The sequence below is a fragment of the Frankia umida genome (assembly GCF_023242945.1).
Classification (GTDB): Bacteria; Actinomycetota; Actinomycetes; order Frankiales; family Frankiaceae; genus Frankia; species Frankia umida.
Genome location: NZ_JALKFT010000015.1, coordinates 13019 through 29651, shown reverse-complemented (window position 1 = coordinate 29651; position 16633 = coordinate 13019). Strand labels below are relative to the sequence as shown.

Genomic DNA, 16633 nt, shown 5'->3' with positions numbered 1-16633 from the left:
CGTTCGTCGGCCTCGGGCGGTCCGAAGGGGTCGGTGGCTCACAGCACGGCGACTCCCGCGGCCGCCTGGCCGGCCGGCATCGTCAGGCACAGCGCCGGGACCACGAGCCAGCGGCGCAGCCCCTCGTCACGGGCGTAGCGGTGGGCGTGCTCCGGGGCCCGAAACGGCCCCACGACGCCCCGGATCCGCTCGCCGGAGCCGCCGAGCACCACCACCGACCAGGCTTCGGCCGAGGTGTCGTCGGCCGTGTTCGGCAGCGCGGGGGACTCCCACCAGACCGGTGCCACGTCGATCATGCGTTCCCCCCACATTTAGTGCGACTTTTCGTCCGCATTGTGCTTAATAATTGGGATTTGACGTGGGAGATAGTTTTGAGGTTGTTCATCGGATATACGCGTGGGTGTGGCCGCCGGCCCGGCCGGAAAGTGTGAGCTGGTCGGACGGGGCAGGCGTGGGCACCCGTTCGGCCGGGCCGTGACCAGACCCGCCAGGTCTGGCCCGGATGGGGGAGGGCAGCCCCCGGATCGGGGTGGCCGGCGGCTGGGCGCGATCACAACGGCGGGCGGCGCAACGTCGTCGCCAGGCCGCGCGTCTGTTCAGTCGTTGCTTCTCACCACGGGGGGATCCGTGCGCCGCCGCCATCAGTACCGCACCTGGGAGGAACTCTCCGGGCCGGAACGCCGCCGAGGGCTGGCGATCCTCGCCGTCGTCGGCGTCGCTGCGGTCACCACGGTCTACCTCGTCGTGGGCAGCGGTGACCCGCAGGCCACCGCCGGTGCCCCGAGCCCGTCCCGCGTCGCCCTCGCCGGCGCCAGCGGCGGTTCCGATGTCACGGCCAGCCAGCCGCAGGCCGCGGCGCAGCCACCGCAGCCCCGGCCGCCGACCGATCAGGGCCAGTTGGACGCCTGGTACGCCGGCACCGCGCAGCTGCGCGGCGAGATCGTGACGGCGGTGGGCGCGGTCCGCGCGGACATCCAGGCCGCCAACGGCCTCGAGCTCAGGCCGGCCTGCCAGCGGCTGGGCACGATCGTCGACGGCGTTCCCGGCGCCGGCGCACCGCCGGTGACCAGCACGGCGGGGCAGACCTGGAACGCGGGCGCCGCGGCCTACGCGCAGGCGGTGTCGACCTGCGGGAACCTCTTCGACGGCACCCCGCTCCCGCCCACGGTGCTGTTGGCGCGCACGACCGAGGCGCTCAACACCGCCGACGGCCACTGGGCCCGGCTCGCCGCGCAGATCGGCGCGCCGGCCCAGATCATCCCGGCGAACGGCCAGCTCCCGGCCCGCTGAGCCGAAGCGCCAGAGCGGGCGGTGCTGCCAGACTCGGGCGGTGGACTACTTCGCGATCATCGAAACCGAGGGCGCGGCGCTGCTGAGGTCGACGTCGACGAACCTGGACGCCGAGGTCCCGTCCTGTCCGGGCTGGAGTTCCCGCCGACTGCTACGCCATGTGGCACGGCTGCTGCACGGGGTCGGTGTCGCCGTGCCGCGCGGGACGACCGACCCGCCGCCGCGCAACCCGCCCGCGCCGACCGAGGACGCGCAGCTGATCTCCTTCGGCTGGCAGGCCCTCACCGATGTGCTGGCCGCCCTGCGGGACACCGACCCGGACCTGCCCGCCTGGAACCACGTCGGTGCCCCGGCCGTCGCCGGTTTCTGGTCGCGCCGGCTCGCCCATGAGCTCGTCGTGCACCGATGGGACGCCGACACCGCCACCGGGCGGACCCAGCTGCCCGCCGCCGCGGTCGCCGCCGACGGCGTGGACGAACTGCTCACCGTCCTGCTGCCGGGGATCGCCCGGGCGCGCGTCCCGCGGGACGCGGCGAGCGTGCACGTCCATCTCACCGACACCGCGCCGGGCGGGGAGTGGCTGGTGCGGTGGGCCGACGGCGCGTTCGAGGTCCACCGCGAGCATGCCCGGGGCGACGCGGCGCTGCGTGGTCCCGCGGGACCGGTGCTGCTCGCCCTGTGGGGCCGGGTGCCCTTCGACCATCCCGACCTCGCCGTGCTCGGCGACCACGGCCTGCTCGCCGAGCTCAGCACCGGCCTCTGAGCACCACGGGACGCCATCCCCCGTGCCCCCGTGCGCGGGCGCGCGGGGGATGCCCCCCGGTCCCGGTGCGATCCGCCTCCGCTGACGGGCGCGGTGACCTGCGTCCGTAGCACCTTCGGGTGGCCCCCGGCGGCCGCGGGGCGGCTCAGGCCGTCAGGAGGGGCCGGTGGGACGACGGAACAGGACCGCGGTGGGCGCGGCCGGGGTGAGGGTCGCCCTGGACGGGGTGAACAGGAACGACTGCTGGGGCTGACCGTTCGGGCCGAGCAGGAAGGCCCGCTCGATCGACTCGACCTGGACGCGGGCGCCGAGGTCGCGTCCGGCGCCGACGACGCGGGTCGCCTCGATGGAGGCGATGTCCTCGGCGACGGTGCCGGCGGGCAGTTCGATGGCGGTCGCGGCCGGAACATCGCGGCGCAGCGCCCAGATCGGATACACCTTGGCGCTGCGGTAGGTCTGGGCGCTGCCGGAGAGCCGCACGCCCACGGACACACCGACCCAGTTGTCGTCGGTGTTCGGCGGGCCCACCGTCGTCTTGCGGATGATCAGATACACGTAGTTGCGCGGGTCGCTGATCCTGGTCGTCGAGTTCGGCGTCTTGTCGTTGTCGACCTTGCCCTCGCGCTGCACCTCCTGGGCCATCACCCAGTAGGTCCACGGGTTCGCGTCCAGCTCGCGTTCGCGGGCCTCGGCGGCGGGGTCGAGGGTGTCGGCGGTGGACAGCGCGAAGCGCATCCGGGCGTCCGGGTTCGGGCACATGGTGTTGTTCGAGGTGCAGGTGCCGAGCACGGGATGGGTGCCCTCGTAGCGTCCGGTGAACGGCACCGTGGTGTGCTCCGGACCCTGGATGAGCGCGCTGCCGGGAACCGCGGCGCCGGCGGCGTCGATCTCCACCTGGTAGATCCACTCGATGTCGGTGGTGCGACCCCACTGGGCCATGAGCTCGGGTGTGGTGCTGCCACCGTCCTCGTTGCTCCACACCATCGAGTAGGTGAGCAGCCGGTGCCCGGCGACGGCGGTCGGCGCCTCGGAGTGGAAGGCGAGCAGCGGCGTGTCGTCCACAGCGTTCTGGAACGGTCCCCCGGCGGCGGCGGCGGCGGCGGCGGCCGTGCCGGTGGCCGCGGTGCCCTGGGTGGCCGCGGTGCCCCCGGTGGTGCTGCCCTGGGTGGCCGCGGCGGCGTCGGGAGTCACGGCGCCGGTGCGGCCGTAGACGACGGGTGCGTGGGCGAGGGCCTGGTAGGAGGCGTCCTGCGCGGCGACGGTGCGGTAGGTGAGGCTGGTCAGGCGGGCCGAGGTGGCGGCCTGGGCGGAGCGGTCGTCGGCGAACGCGACCCGCAGGGTGTGCTCGCCCCTGGCCAGCCGGCCGAGAGCGAGGCTGCGCCGGATGGGGAACGAGGCGGGAATGACGATGTCGGTGGCGTAGGTGTTGTCGACGAACAGCGAGACCACGGCCGACTCGCTGCCGGGGGAGCCCCAGGAGACGCCGGGCGCGGCGGTGGTCACGTCCAGCAGGACCTCACCGTCGGCGGCGGTGCGGAAGGGGGTGGCCGAGCTCTGCCCGCGGTTCACCACGATCTCGGCGGGTGGATCGACCGTCCTGTCGTGCGAACTGCAGGCCACGAGACCCACTGTCATGGTGGCCGCCGCCGCCACCGCCGCGAGCACCCGCCGCACTCCCCTCGACACCGCGTTTTCCCCTCTCGGGGCCGGCGAGCTCGCCACCCGCGTGGCCGTCCCCACCCCACCGGTCCCGGTTCCATCCTGCCTCGGTCCCCCTCGCCGGCCGGCAGCGGTATGGCGCGGACGGCGAACGGGTCGGCGTGGGGTGACCGCGGGTGGCGGTGCCGGGCGCGGGGGTGCCAGTGCCACGGCGTGAGACGGGTCTCGCCGGCTGGCCGTTCGGTGTGGGTGGCCCCGGCTGGCAAGGGACGGACGTCCCGCGGACGGGACGTGGTGTTCCCCACGCGCCAGCCGACCAGGGTCGCTGCCGGCGTCGCCCGTCGATTGCCGGATACGGTCGTCGGACGGACCTGGTACCGGCGGAGAACGTCCGGACAACCACGGGTTGGCCGACACACCGTGGGCCGGTGACTCGAGACGGAGCGGGAGCGGGATTCGTGCGCAAGTTCGTCATCATGGGAGTGCAGGGCAGCGGTAAGGGAACCCAGGCGACGATGCTGGCGCGGGATTTCGACCTGGTCCACATCAGTGTCGGTGACGTGTTCCGCTGGAATGTCACGAACCACACGAAGCTCGGCGCCCAGGTGAAGCGGACGGTCGCCGCAGGCCGGCTGGTGGGCGATGACCTGGTCGAGGCGGTCGTGCGCACGCGGCTCGCCGAGCATGACTGGAACTACGGTTTCATCATCGACGGTTTCCCGCGCAACGCCCGGCAGGCCGAGTTCTTCCTGGAGAGCTACGACATCGACGGCGTCATCTACCTGGACCTGCCCGACGAGGAGGTCTACCGGCGGGTGCTCGCCCGCCGGCTGTGCTCCCGCTGCGGTCTGGACTACAACCTGATCGCCAGCCGGCCGATCGTTCCCGACACCTGCGATGTCTGCGGCGCGGCGCTGCGCAGCCGCCCGGACGACAACCCCCAGGCGCTCGCGGTGCGGCTGCGGGACTACCACGAGAAGACCAAACCGGTGATGGAGATCTTCCAGCGCAAGGAGTTCGTCGCCGTCGTCGACGCCCGCCGCGAGCCGCGGGCGGTGCAGGGCGAGATCCGCGGCTACTTCGACCTTCCGGAACTCGCCCCCGCCACGGTCTGAGGCGACCCGGCGCTCAGGCCTTCGAGAAGACGAGTTCCAGGGCGCCCGCCCCGCCGGCCCCGACGCTGCCCAGCCCGCCTCGGATGCCGTGGCCGGTGAAGCTGATCGAGTGCGCGACGCCGAGACCGACGTCCGAGGTGATGGTGTAGCCGGCGGCGGGCAGGGCGCCGCGGTAGAACGTGACCATCGAGTCGCTGGCCACCCCGGTCAGGGTCACGGTGGACGTGCCGCCGGTGGTCGTCCCGACCCGGGCCTTCGCGCCCGGGGGGACGGGGAAGTCGGCTGGCACGTTGGTGCCACGCAGGGCGTCCGCACCGGTGACGGCACCGAGGCGACCGATCCCGGGAACCGAGGCCCCGACCGAGGTGGGCAGCGAGGTCGGCAGGCCCGAGGGCAGTCGCAGCGTGGGTGTCGCGCCGACCGACGGGGTGGTGGTGGCCTCCGAGCCGGAGGAGCCGTCCGGGCCGCAGGCACTGGTCAGCCCGGCCAGGCCGACGAGGGCGAGGCCCGCGACGATGGTGCCCGCCCGGGTGGCCGCGCCCCGCGCCGGGCGGGCCGGGCGGGCCGGGCGGGCCGGGTGCGCGGGCGGTGCCTGCTGGGTGTCCGGCATGCTGCGTCCTCCGTGGAGATCCGGGTCGGTTCTGGGCGCCGGTGTCCGGTCTGGTGCCCGCCGTCGAGACCCTAGCCCGGTCGGGGGGTGCCAGGGCCATGGCTGTCGGCAGGACGTCACGATCACTGGCCTGAGCGTGGTCACCCGTCCGATGGCGGTAGCGGCCCTGGTCACGCTGCTGACCAGGGCCGACGGCGTGGCCGTCCCAAGGGGGGCCAAAAGTTCGGATTTGCGGTACTAGTTAGGTTTAGCCATGATAGGGCCAGGGTAACCGCTCATCCTGACGGTTGCTTCGGCTGCACTCCTGGCGTGCGAGACCTCGCGGGCGCCGGGCGGTGTGTCGAGCGCGGTGGGACGATGATGTCCGTGACGGTTGTGACCTGGCCGTGTACCTACGGTGAGATTAGCATCATCGACACGTAAAGTGAGGTTGCATGTACAGTTCGAGGTGCGACGTGTCTGGACGTCGGTGCCCTGTTCCGGGCACCCGGTCTCAGCTCGCTCTCTGAACGTGACGGTCACCAACAACGCGGTCATCAGCGTGGCTCTCGGCTACGTCGAGGCGAACCCGGATGACGTGGACCTCATCCGGTCCCTCATCGTCCTGGCGCTGCATGGTCCGTCGATCATCGCCCGTGATACCACTCCTGCGCATGTCACCTGCCGCGCCGCCATCGTGTCGCCGGACTGGCGCGTCCTGGAGGTCCGCGACGCGCCGTCGTCCAGCTGGCAGTTGCCGACCGGCCATCTGGAGGTGGACGACGCGTCCCTGCTGGGCGCCGCGCTGGGCCTGGCGTCCCGCCGCGGCGGCGTCGACCCGAACATGGTGATCCTCGACGGCATCGTCCCCGTCGACGTGGACGCGACGATCGCCCCGGCCGTGCCCGTGCTCGGCGAACCCGAACACGTCCACTACAACGTGACCTACCTGTTCCACGTCGAGGATCGGGACCTGGCCGTCTCCGACGCCCGCGCGCACGCCGTGCGCTGGGTCGACCCGGCCACGATCCCCGGCCAGCTGGGCACCAGGCTCGTGCGGATGTCACGCGAGGCCCGCCTGGTGCGCTGAGGCGGATGTCGGGGCCGGCTGGCCGTCCCCGACGATGGCCGGGGTCAGTCGGACGTCGGCGCGGGGCCCAGCCAGGCCCTGCTGCCGAAGCTCTCGACTGACCTGCTGGCGACCCCGGACGCCGAGGTGAGCGCGGCGACCAGATCGGCACGGCCGGCGCCGGCGCCCTGGGCGACGGCCCAGGCGAAGGCACCGTGCAGCACATCGCCGGCGCCCAGGGTGTCCACCGCGTGGACGGCGGGCGGCGTGACCGTCCCGTGACCCGTGGCGTCCGCCCAGCGGATCGGACCGGGGCCGGCGGTGACCGCCGCGAACGACGGCCCGTGCGCCAGCAGATACCGCAACGTCCGCGTGACCGCATCCCCGCTGTCGGCGCCGGCTGCGTCGTCCATGAGGCCGGTGCTGTCGGTGCGGGTCGGTGGGCGGAAGGCGGCGCCGCTGATCACGATGTCGAGGTGGGGGAGCAGCTGGTCGGTGCCGGGCTTCCAGGAGCCGGCGTCGAGGATCACCAGCGGTCGGCGCCCGATCCCGGACCTGGGCCGGACGGCGGCCAGCGCGGTCATGATCTCGAGCGCGGCCGCGGGCTGATGGCCATCCAGCAGGACGACGGACGCCCGCGGGAGCAGGGCACCCGCCTCGGCGCAGGCCCTCGCCATGGCCGCCTCCGGTGGCATGCCGTCCGGTGCTGTGGGCGGCGGCTGGCCATGGGCGGAGGCCACCGACCGCTGGCCGGTCGAGGCGCTGACCATGATGGCCGAGATGGGCAGGGTGGCCGCGTCCGGACGAAGATCGAGCGTGGTGACGCCGGTTGCGGCGAGATCCGCGCGCACGGCCTGGGCGAGCGGGCCGGTGCCGATGGCACTCAGCAGAACCGCCCGGCCACCCAGGTGCGCGAAGGTCACCGCGGCCCCGGTCGCCGGTCCGCCGGCGGCGGTCATGAACTGTTCGGCCACGATCTTCTCGTCGGCGTGCGGTGGTCGCCGCACCTGATAGACGGTGTCGAACGTGGTCAGGCCGATGAACAACCCCAGGGGCGGCGGCCTGTCGGTCGGGGACGGTGGGTGTGCGCTCACCCGTCCATTCTCGGCGCCGGCCGGGTGCTGACTCCGGCAGCGGATCGTGCCGGTGTCCCACGGCACGCGCACTGCGGGATATTCCCGGGGGTCATACCTCCGAGTGTGTTTCCTTCATTGCCGGATAGCGCCGATGCGGCAGGCTGCTGACGGCCGCCGGCACCCTCGTTCGTGGGTATCCGGAACATCGGGACGGAAACATGCCCGTGTTACTTCACGGTTCTCTGGTCGATATGGTAAAAACTGGGAACCAAGGTGATCAGTGCTCTTCTTATTGATGTTCAAAATAGCTACACAGATTCTGTGTGGCAGCGGTCGACGCTCCGGTGGAGCGCGGGAATGGCCTTGGTGGCCGCCGGACTGTGTGGTGGCCTGACGCCCCGTCCGGGCGCCGAGGGCGGAGCAGGCGCCACCGCGGGCACCGACCGGATGGGTGCCGCGATGGCCACCGTCCTGACGCGGACGTCGGCGGCGACGGCGGGATCACCGTCCGGCGATGTGGTGGGGACGGCGGGCGTCGCGCCGACGCTGGCCGTGGCGCCGGCCGTCCTGCGGGCCGGGGCGGCACCGCGGATCATGCCCGTCGCCGAGGCCAGGTCCGCCAGATCGGTGCCGGTGACCGCGCAGCCGCTGACTCCCACACCGACGAGTTCGGCACCCGCGGTTCCAGCGCCGACGGTTCCAGTGCCGGGCTCGGTGGGGCTCGAGGGGCTGGTGCGGTTGTATCTGGCGGGGCGGCCAGGGCATGTCAGCGTGGCGGTGTTCGACGCGGTCGCGGGGACGACGGTCGCGGTGACCGATCCGGCGGTGGTCGGGTACGAGATGGCGAGTTCGGTGAAGCTCGACATTCTGACCGCGCTGGTGCGCGACGCCGGGCCGACGGGCACGCTCACAGCCCGGCAGCGGACCCTGGCCCGCAAGATGATCTCGGTGAGTGACAATGACGCCGCCAGCGCCCTGTGGCGCGACGCCGGTGCCGCCGCCGGGATGAGTGTCTTCTTCGCCCGACTGGGCATGGTCGCGACCCAGGCCGATACCGGGGGGCACTGGGGGCTGACCCGGACGACCGCGGCCGACCAGCTCGCGGTGTTGCGGGCGGTCGCCTACCCGGGGGTGCTGCTCGCCGAGCAACGTGAGGTGATCGCCGCCCTGCTGCGCACGGTGATCCTCAGCCAGCGCTGGGGTCTGACCGGCGGGGTGCCGTCCGGTGTGGCGGTGGAGCTGAAGAACGGCTGGCTGCAACGCGGCGACGGCGGCTGGGTGATCACAAGTCTGGCGCACGTCCACGGCGCCGGCCGGGACTACGTGATGGCGGTCTACACCAAGGACGGCCCGAGCAGAGCCGCTGGCATCGCGACCGTGCAGGGACTGTCCGCCCTGGCCTGGAACGCCGCGGCTGTCTCACCGGCGCTGGGCTGAGGCCGCGTCCCGCGGGACGCGCTGTCCGAGGTGACGTGGCCGTGACCGCGCCACCTCGGACCAGGCGTTCGTCAGCCGCTGAAGCGGGCGACGGCGCGCATCTTGTTCATGGCGTCGAGGGCGGCGACCTTGTACGACTCGGCCAGCGTCGGGTAGTTGAAGACGCTGTCGACGAGGTAGTCGATCGTGCCGCCGCAGCCCATCACGGTCTGCCCGATGTGGACCAGCTCGGTGGCGCCCGTACCGAACACGTGCACGCCGAGCAGGCGCCGGTCCTCCGGGCTGACCAGCAGCTTCAGCATGCCGTAGGAGTCGCCGAGGATCGCGCCCCGGGCGAGTTCCCGGTAGCGGGCGATACCGACCTCGAACGGGATGGCCTGTTCGGTCAGCTCGTCCTCGGTGCGCCCGACGTAGGAGATCTCCGGGATGGTGTAGATCCCGATCGGCATCAGCTCGGCACGCAGGGCGTTGACATCCTCGCCGCACGCGGCGTAGGCGGCCAGGCGGCCCTGTTCCATCGACGTCGCGGCCAGCGCCGGGAAGCCGATGACGTCACCGACCGCGTAGATGTGGTCGACTTCCGTGCGGAAGTCCGAGCCGACCTTGATCCGCCCGCGGCTGTCCGCGGACAGGCCCGCCGCCGGCAGGTTGAGAATGTCGGTGAGACCCTGCCGCCCGGCGGAGTACATCACCGTGTCCGCCGGAAGCTTCTTGCCGCTTTCGAGCAGGGTGAGTGTGCCGCCGTTGTGCCGTTCCACCGAGACGACCGACTCGCGGAACCGGAACGTCACCGCGAGATCCCGCAGCTGGTACTTCAGCGCCTCGACGATCTCGACGTCGCAGAAGTCGAGCATGCGGTCGCGCCGCTCGACCACCGTGACCTTCGAGCCGAGGGCGGCGAACATCGAGGCGTACTCGATGCCGATCACCCCCGCGCCGACGACGACCATCGACCGTGGCAGTTTCTCCAGCGCGAGGATCTGGTCGCTGTCGACGACCGTGCGGCCGTCGAAGTCGACCGTGTCCGGCCGCGCGGGCCTTGTGCCGGTGGCGATGATGATCCGCTCGGCGTGTACGCGGCGGTCCTCGATGTCACCCGCGGCCCGCACGCTGACCGTGTGCGGGTCGATGAAGCTCGCCAGGCCCGTCAGCAGGGTGACGTGGTTACGGCTGAGCTGGTTGCGGATGACATCGATCTCACGGCTGATGACATGTCGGGTACGCGCCGACAGGTCACCGACAGTGATGTCATCCTTGACTCGATAGCTCGAACCGTAGAGCTCACGTTGCGACATGCCCGTGAGGTAGATAACAGCTTCACGCAGGGTCTTCGACGGGATCGTGCCAGTGTTGATACTGACCCCGCCGATCATCTCCCGCTTGTCCACGATCGCGACGCGCCGGCCAAGCTTGGCTGCCGCGATCGCAGCCTTCTGCCCGCCGGGCCCGGACCCGATGACGAGGACGTCATAGTCGAACACCGACACCTCCCCGCATTCTTTCCGGCTCCCGGTGAACCTGAGGCTATCTGTCGCGGCGCCGCTCGAAGCGATGTTGCACCGGCTTGTTACGTTTATTTCTTCTGGATGCTTTCCCGGGGGCGTTTCAGCCACGCGATATCACATAAAGTAGGCAATTCGGATCTCTCCGTCATACCCGAGATGGGTGGTTTTCGGCGCCTGCTTCGCGAAGTCGAGCTGCCCCTTCGGGCGATGCCGCCGCCGCGCGCGACCGCGCAAAAATTCTTGCCGGCGACCCGTAACGGACGGCCGGCGGTCTCGTTAGACAGGTCGCGGGGGTCGTGGAGGCTGTCTGGGGGGTCTTCCACGACTCCCGCCGCCGTCGAGGCCGGCCATCACTGTCGGGACGGGCGCCGGGCCACACCGGCCGGCGTACGGGAGGGATGGCGGGCCAGGGGACGCGACGGCCGGCTGCCGGCTCCGGAGCGTAAGCACTCCGGAGCCGGCCCAGCCTGAGCCACGCTGCCACGCCACGGTGATTGCGGGTGGGTCAGTGGTTACGGGTGGGTCAGTGATTACGGGTGGGTCAGTGGTTACGGGTGGGTCATGGACAGGACGTCGAGGGCCGCGTCCAGCTGGGCCTCGGTGAGCTTGCCGGCCTCGACGTAGCCGCGCTCGAGCACGACCTCGCGGATCGTCTTCTCCTCGGCGAGGGAGAGCTTGGCGACCTTCGCCGCCTCCTCGTAACCGATGTACTTGTTCAGCGGCGTCACGATGGACGGCGACGACTCCGCGAACCGCCGGCACTTCTCGACGTTCGCCTTGATCCCGTCCACGCACCTGTCCGCCAGCAGGACGCTGATCGTCGACAGGATGTGGATCGACTCGAGCAGGTTGCGCGCGATCACCGGCAGCATCACGTTGAGCTCGAAGTTGCCGGCCGACCCGCCGAAGGCGACCGCCGCGTCGTTCCCGATGACCTGCGCCACCACCTGGCAGACCGCCTCCGGGATGACCGGGTTGACCTTGCCCGGCATGATCGACGAGCCCGGCTGCAGGTCCGGCAGGCTGATCTCGCCGAGCCCCGCCCGCGGCCCCGACGACGCCCACCGCAGGTCGTTGGAGATCTTGTAGAGCGAGACCGCGATGACCCGCAGCACCCCGGACGCCTCGACCAGCCCGTCCCGCGAGGCCTGCGCCTCGAAGTGGTTACGGGCCTCGGCCAGCGGCAGCCCGGTGTTCGCGGCCAGTTCCTCGATGACGGCGGCGGAGAACCCGGGCGGCGTGTTGATCCCGGTGCCCACCGCGGTACCACCAAGCGGCAGCTCCCCGATCCGGGGCAGCGCCACGTTCAGGCGTTCCACTCCCAGGCGCACCGCCGCCGCGTACCCGCCGAACTCCTGACCGAGGGTGACCGGGGTCGCGTCCATCAGGTGGGTCCGCCCCGACTTCACCACCTCGGCGAACTCGGTCTCCTTACGACCCAGCGCCGCCGCCAGATGCTCCAGCGCCGGGATCAGCTCCTGCACGATCCCCTGCGTCGCCGCCACGTGAATGGACGACGGGAACACGTCGTTGGACGACTGCGACGCGTTGACATGGTCGTTCGGATGCACCGGACGGCCCAGACGCTCGGACGCCAGCGACGCCAGCACCTCGTTGGTGTTCATGTTCGACGAGGTGCCGCTGCCGGTCTGGAACACGTCCAGCGGGAAGTGCTCGTCCCAGTCGCCGCGCGCCACCTCGGCGGCCGAATCCCGGATCGCCTCGGCGATGTCGCCGTCGAGCACCCCGAGCTTGGCGTTCACCGTCGCCGCGGCCGCCTTGATCCGTGCCAGCGCCTGGATGTGCGCGCGGGAGATCCGCTGGCCCGAAACGGGGAAGTTCTCCACCGCCCGCTGCGTCTGCGCCCGCCACCGGGCCGACGCCGGCACCCGGACATCCCCCATGCTGTCGTGCTCGATGCGGTATTCCTGCTCGCTCATGCGCCCGTTCTCCCGATGTTCCGTCGCCATCGACCCGACCGACCAGCCCCGCGACCGGCGTCTAACCGCCCGCGCGGAGCTCAGGCCCAGCGCACGGCCCGCGAGCGCATACGCCGACCCCACCGCCGACCCTAGGACATCTGACGCGTACGGTCCCCCCACGACGGTGCGCATGGGCCCTCTCACAACACCTCCACCGCGCCGAGCACCACCCCGCCCGGCCGCGACTACCGCCCCCGCGCCGCCCCCGCAGCACCTGCCACAGCCCCGCCCTCCGGCGGCCGCCGCTCGGCGATCCCACGCCACGCTCCTCACCGACCCCTCGCCCAGCGCCTGTCTGCTCGGCCTGGTTCCCGGACCTGTCAAGGAGGTCGAGAAGGTCTGAAACGATCCCGGGGTCAACATGCTCACCGAGAACCACTCGAAATTCCTTCTCGCCGAGCATCTCCCGCTGCCGTCGCAGCCAGTGCAGATCTGTCCCTGCTTCTGGAGATTCGATCCCAAGGCGGATGGAAAGGCTCGCGAGGTTGTAGGGAACGGCTTCCGCCGCTCGTTTCTGCTCGGTATACAGGGCGCCGATCTGGGAGGTGGAGGTGGCGATGCCGGCGCGGTTGCCGAGTTCCTCGTCGAGGGTGAGGGATTGGCGGTAGCGTTCTTCGGCAGCCGGGGCCGTCCGGGGTGAGGACGTCCTCGGCGTTGTCCAGCAGCAGCGTCACGCTTGCCCGGGGTAGGAGATGCTCGGCGAGCAGATCAAGTCGCCGCCGCCATGCTGTCTGGCCGGAGCGGAGCTCGCCGACCAGGGCGCGGAGCACGTCCCGTTCGGGGAGTTCGTGGGCCAGGCACCAGGAGTGCAGGCGGTCGGCGACGGTGAGCAGGATCTGGTCGACGGCGACCAGGCCGGTCAGGGAGACCAGCAGGCCCGGGTCGTCGTCGCCGCCGGCGGTGGTCACCAGCTGCGCGGCGAGGGTGGACTTGCCGACACCGCCGAGACCCGTGGATGACGACACCGGTCCGCGCGCCACGCAGCGAACGCAGCAGGGCCCGCGCAGGTACAGCGTGGGTGTCGCCCACTCCGCCAGCGCCGCCCGCTGCGCCTCGACGGCCCGGCGGGCATCCGACAGGGCGGCCAGTGGGTCGACCACCTCACGTCCCGCGAGCTCGGCGTACAGGCGGCTGGTCAGTTCGGTCGCGTACAGGTCGCTGACCGACGTGGTCATCGCGCGCACCGCGGGCACACCGTGCGCGAGCAGCCCACGGGCCAGCGCGGGTAGCTGAGCTTCGCCTTCACCCGCACCTTCGCCTTCGCCTTCGCCGGCGGGGGATGGCGTGCCGCGCGCGGCCAGGGCGGTGGAGCAGCCGGCGAGCACGACCAGGGGGACGCCCCGGTCGCGGATCAGGATCTTCGTCGCGAACGTGGACGCGTCCACCGGGTCGGCCTCGCCGGTGGCTGTCTCAAGGATCAGCTCACCCGGGCGGGCGTGGCAGGAGATGTGCAGGATGTGGAACCGTTCCTGCTTCAACGCGGCGTGGATGGCCTCGCGGCTGCCCCAGTTCAGGATGCGCACATACGCCCGGCCCCGGCCCTGGCGGCGGGCCGGTTCGACGGCGTCCAGGATGCGGGCGAGTTCGGCCTCGTGGTCGAGCAGTTCGCCGCCGCCACGCTCCGGGCTCGCGATCACCGCGAGGATGCGCAACGGCCCGGGGATGCCCATCGCCGAGGTGGGCCCGAGGCCGCTGACGGTGCGGTGCAGCTCGACCGAGGGATGCAGCACCAGCGGACGGTCCTCACCCGGCAGCGTGAGGGTCTCCCACGGCAGCTCCGCGTACTCACTGGCCAGCGCCGCGGCCTCGGCGGATGCCTCCGGGGTCTCGGCGGATGTCTCCGGGGTCGCGTCGGTGGGGTCTTCGGCGAGGTCGAGGGCCAGGCGCAGGGAGACGCCGGCGCGTACCGCGGCACCGACCTCGGTGGCCAGGCGGGTCGCGATCTCGTGGGGGAGCAGCCGCTCGCCCAGCATGCGACCCGCCGCGCGCAGCGCCTGGGCCAGCGGTTCCGCGGTGGCGGTCGCCGTCGCCGCGGCTCGCAGGGGCGCCGCTTCGCCACCCGGCCGGCGGGCCCTGGCTCGTTGCATCCGCCAGAGGACCTGCTGGGCGGACCAGTCGAGCCCCGCGGCGGTGCCGGTGACGGTCTCGCCGTCCGGGGCGGTCAGGGTGACAGCGGTTCCGCGGAACCGCAGGGTCGCGTTCCGCGGTCCCTCCGCCACGAACGCCTGCCCGGGCGGTGGACGGATCGTGCCGTCGACGGCCGGCCGCGGGGCCCGCTCGCCGCGCAGAGCCGCGATGAGCTGGCGTACCGCGGCCTTGTAACTGGCCGGATCGGCCGTCTGGCGGAAATCGACCCAGGAACGGGTCGCCAGCATCGGCGGCATCTCCGCGTCCGCGAGCAGCACTGGGATCAGGCGGAAATCGCCCTTGACCGTCCGGTTGAGCATCGCCGCGTACTCCTCGGCGACCCAGCCCCCCGCCATCGAGTGCGGGCTGACCACGACGATGCCCAGGCGCGAATCCCGTATGCCGGCATCCATCCTGTGCACGATGTTCTGCCCGAACTGAACTTCCCACTCGTCGAACCACATGCGCAGCCCGGCGCGCTCCAGGTTCTCCGCGAGCGTGCGCACCCACGGCTGGTCGGGACGCCCATACGAGATGAAGCCGGCAAAACTCCTGTCAGCGTTATGTGTTCCCGTTTCGCCGACACCGTCACCCCGCCACAGTCGGGACGATTCCTGACACGTTAAGCCCACAGGTCGTCGCCCAACGCATCAGGAGGCGGTGTTGGTACGTGCTCCGCGAGGTGCGGGTGTTGGATTTCACGGAAGAAACGCCACCGCGACTGTGCGATGATGCTACGAGGCTTGTAGCATCATCGCATGGCGCTGTTCGAGGTCCCGGCGATGGATGCGGCCGATGAGCGGGTGCTGGGCGAGCTCGAGGTGTTCCGCGGAACACTTCGCCACCACGTCGCCGAGCCGCGCCGGTGGTTGGGGCAGCTGCGGCGCAGCATGATCGCGGGGGCTGTCCGGGGCTCCAACACGATCGAGGGCCATACGGTCGGACAGGCGGATGCCGAGGCGATCGTCGCCGGCGAGGAGATGCTGACCGAGCACGACGCGCGGACCCGGGCCGCGGTCGCCGGCTACAGCGACGCACTGACCTACGTGCTGCAGGCCGCGCGGTTCGAGGTGTTCGGCTATGACCCGATGCTGCTCTCGGCGCTGCATTTCATGATGCTGCGCGGGGAGTTGGACCGCTCGCCCGGCCGTTACCGGCTGGGGCCGATCTGGGTCTCCGGCGCACCGGACAATCCACCCGTCTACACCGGGCCGCCGGCCGAGGATGTCCCGTCCCTCATGGTCGAGCTGTGCGGCTGGCTTCAGGACGGCGATCTGGATGCCCCCGGATATGTGCGGGCGGCGATGGCGCACCTGAACCTTGTCAGCATTCACCCCTGGCGTGACGGCAATGGACGGATGGCCCGCTGCCTGCACACCCTGGTGCTCGCCCGCCAGCTGGTGCTGGCACCGGAGTTCGCCAGCATCGAGGAATGGCTCGGGTCATCTCCGCACAACACGGCGATGTACTACGCGGCGCTTGGCGCGGCACAGGGTGGCCGCTTCCAGCCTGAGCGGGACGCGCATGACTGGGTGCGGTTCTGTCTGCGGGCGCACCATCTGCAGGCCCAGGTGGTGCAGCGACGTCTGGACATGGCGGCCGAGGTCTGGCGGGTCCTGGCGGAGCGGGTCGCGATGGCCGGGCTCGGTGAGCGCACGATCGCGGCTGTGTACGCCGCCGCCCGGCCGGATGGCGTGCGCCGCACCACCTACATGCGCGACGAGGGGCTCACCCGTGACCAGGCGATCCGTGACCTTCAGGCGCTCCGGGCCGCGGGGCTGATCGAGGAAGCCGGGCATGGCCGCACCCAGCGCTACCTCGCCGCCGGCCCGGCCGCCCAGGCCGAACGGGCCGCCCGTGTCGCGATCACCAGCCAGCCGCTGCGTGATCCGTACGGCGACGCCTGAACCCGCTTCGTCACCCGGAGGTGGCGCGGGCAGGGCGCGGGGGCCATCCGACGGGTCAGGTGGGGTCGGGCGGGAACGACGACGCCGCGGCGCCCGAGGGCTGGATGCCGATCT

At 71.6% G+C, this 16633-nt stretch carries 13 protein-coding genes; 6 read left to right on the top strand and 7 right to left on the bottom strand.

All coding sequences use genetic code 11. The features are described from left to right. Positions 1 to 38: 38 nt before the first annotated feature. Positions 39 to 296 (bottom strand): hypothetical protein, encoded by a 258-nt coding sequence (locus MXD59_RS15605; protein WP_163550028.1) that lies wholly within the window; start codon positions 294 to 296, stop codon positions 39 to 41. A 331-nt stretch (positions 297 to 627) separates the two neighbouring features. Here MXD59_RS15605 and MXD59_RS15600 point away from each other — a divergent pair, with 331 nt between their 5' ends. Next, positions 628 to 1290: a hypothetical protein gene (locus tag MXD59_RS15600; RefSeq protein ID WP_248825460.1), complete on the top strand. Its 663-nt coding sequence runs from the start codon at positions 628 to 630 to the stop codon at positions 1288 to 1290. A 40-nt stretch (positions 1291 to 1330) separates the two neighbouring features. Further along, positions 1331 to 2053, top strand: coding sequence for a maleylpyruvate isomerase N-terminal domain-containing protein (locus tag MXD59_RS15595; protein ID WP_248825459.1), 723 nt, complete (start codon positions 1331 to 1333; stop codon positions 2051 to 2053). Positions 2054 to 2206: 153 nt separating this feature from the next. Here the strand turns inward: MXD59_RS15595 and MXD59_RS15590 are convergent, their stop codons facing one another. Beyond that, entirely contained in the window at positions 2207 to 3739 is a 1533-nt protein-coding gene (locus tag MXD59_RS15590; RefSeq protein ID WP_248825458.1) for a hypothetical protein, read from the bottom strand. Positions 3740 to 4170: 431 nt separating this feature from the next. Here MXD59_RS15590 and MXD59_RS15585 point away from each other — a divergent pair, with 431 nt between their 5' ends. Further along, the gene (locus tag MXD59_RS15585; protein ID WP_248825533.1) at positions 4171 to 4827 is read left to right on the top strand and encodes an adenylate kinase family protein; all 657 of its coding nucleotides are present in this window, start codon (positions 4171 to 4173) and stop codon (positions 4825 to 4827) included. Between the two features lie 13 nt (positions 4828 to 4840). Here the strand turns inward: MXD59_RS15585 and MXD59_RS15580 are convergent, their stop codons facing one another. Next, positions 4841 to 5437: a hypothetical protein gene (locus MXD59_RS15580; protein WP_248825457.1), complete on the bottom strand. Its 597-nt coding sequence runs from the start codon at positions 5435 to 5437 to the stop codon at positions 4841 to 4843. Positions 5438 to 5948: 511 nt separating this feature from the next. On the opposite strand from MXD59_RS15580, the gene MXD59_RS15575 reads away from it, so the two are divergent. Then, entirely contained in the window at positions 5949 to 6506 is a 558-nt protein-coding gene (locus MXD59_RS15575) for an NUDIX hydrolase (protein ID WP_248825456.1), read from the top strand. A 44-nt stretch (positions 6507 to 6550) separates the two neighbouring features. Here the strand turns inward: MXD59_RS15575 and MXD59_RS15570 are convergent, their stop codons facing one another. After that, positions 6551 to 7579 carry a PfkB family carbohydrate kinase gene (locus MXD59_RS15570; RefSeq protein WP_248825455.1) on the bottom strand — a complete coding sequence of 343 codons (1029 nt, stop codon included), beginning with the start codon at positions 7577 to 7579 and terminating at the stop codon, positions 6551 to 6553. Between the two features lie 339 nt (positions 7580 to 7918). Between MXD59_RS15570 and MXD59_RS15565 the strand changes: the two genes are divergently transcribed. Continuing rightward, on the top strand, positions 7919 to 8998 hold the full coding sequence (locus tag MXD59_RS15565; RefSeq protein WP_248825454.1) for a serine hydrolase: 1080 nt from the start codon (positions 7919 to 7921) through the stop codon (positions 8996 to 8998). A gap of 71 nt (positions 8999 to 9069) precedes the next feature. Here MXD59_RS15565 and sthA read toward each other — a convergent pair whose 3' ends face one another. The 3 genes from sthA to MXD59_RS15550 all read right to left on the bottom strand — a co-directional run bounded on the left by sthA (position 9070) and on the right by MXD59_RS15550 (position 15244). Further along, positions 9070 to 10479, bottom strand: coding sequence for a Si-specific NAD(P)(+) transhydrogenase (gene sthA / locus MXD59_RS15560; protein ID WP_248813921.1), 1410 nt, complete (start codon positions 10477 to 10479; stop codon positions 9070 to 9072). A gap of 572 nt (positions 10480 to 11051) precedes the next feature. After that, positions 11052 to 12443 (bottom strand): class II fumarate hydratase, encoded by a 1392-nt coding sequence (locus MXD59_RS15555; protein WP_248825453.1) that lies wholly within the window; start codon positions 12441 to 12443, stop codon positions 11052 to 11054. A gap of 407 nt (positions 12444 to 12850) precedes the next feature. Further along, complete coding sequence (locus MXD59_RS15550; RefSeq protein ID WP_308301719.1) at positions 12851 to 15244, bottom strand: TIR domain-containing protein; 2394 nt, start codon at positions 15242 to 15244, stop codon at positions 12851 to 12853. Positions 15245 to 15370: 126 nt separating this feature from the next. Between MXD59_RS15550 and MXD59_RS15545 the strand changes: the two genes are divergently transcribed. After that, positions 15371 to 16519, top strand: coding sequence for a Fic family protein (locus tag MXD59_RS15545; RefSeq protein ID WP_248825451.1), 1149 nt, complete (start codon positions 15371 to 15373; stop codon positions 16517 to 16519). The last annotated feature ends 114 nt before the right edge of the window (positions 16520 to 16633 follow it).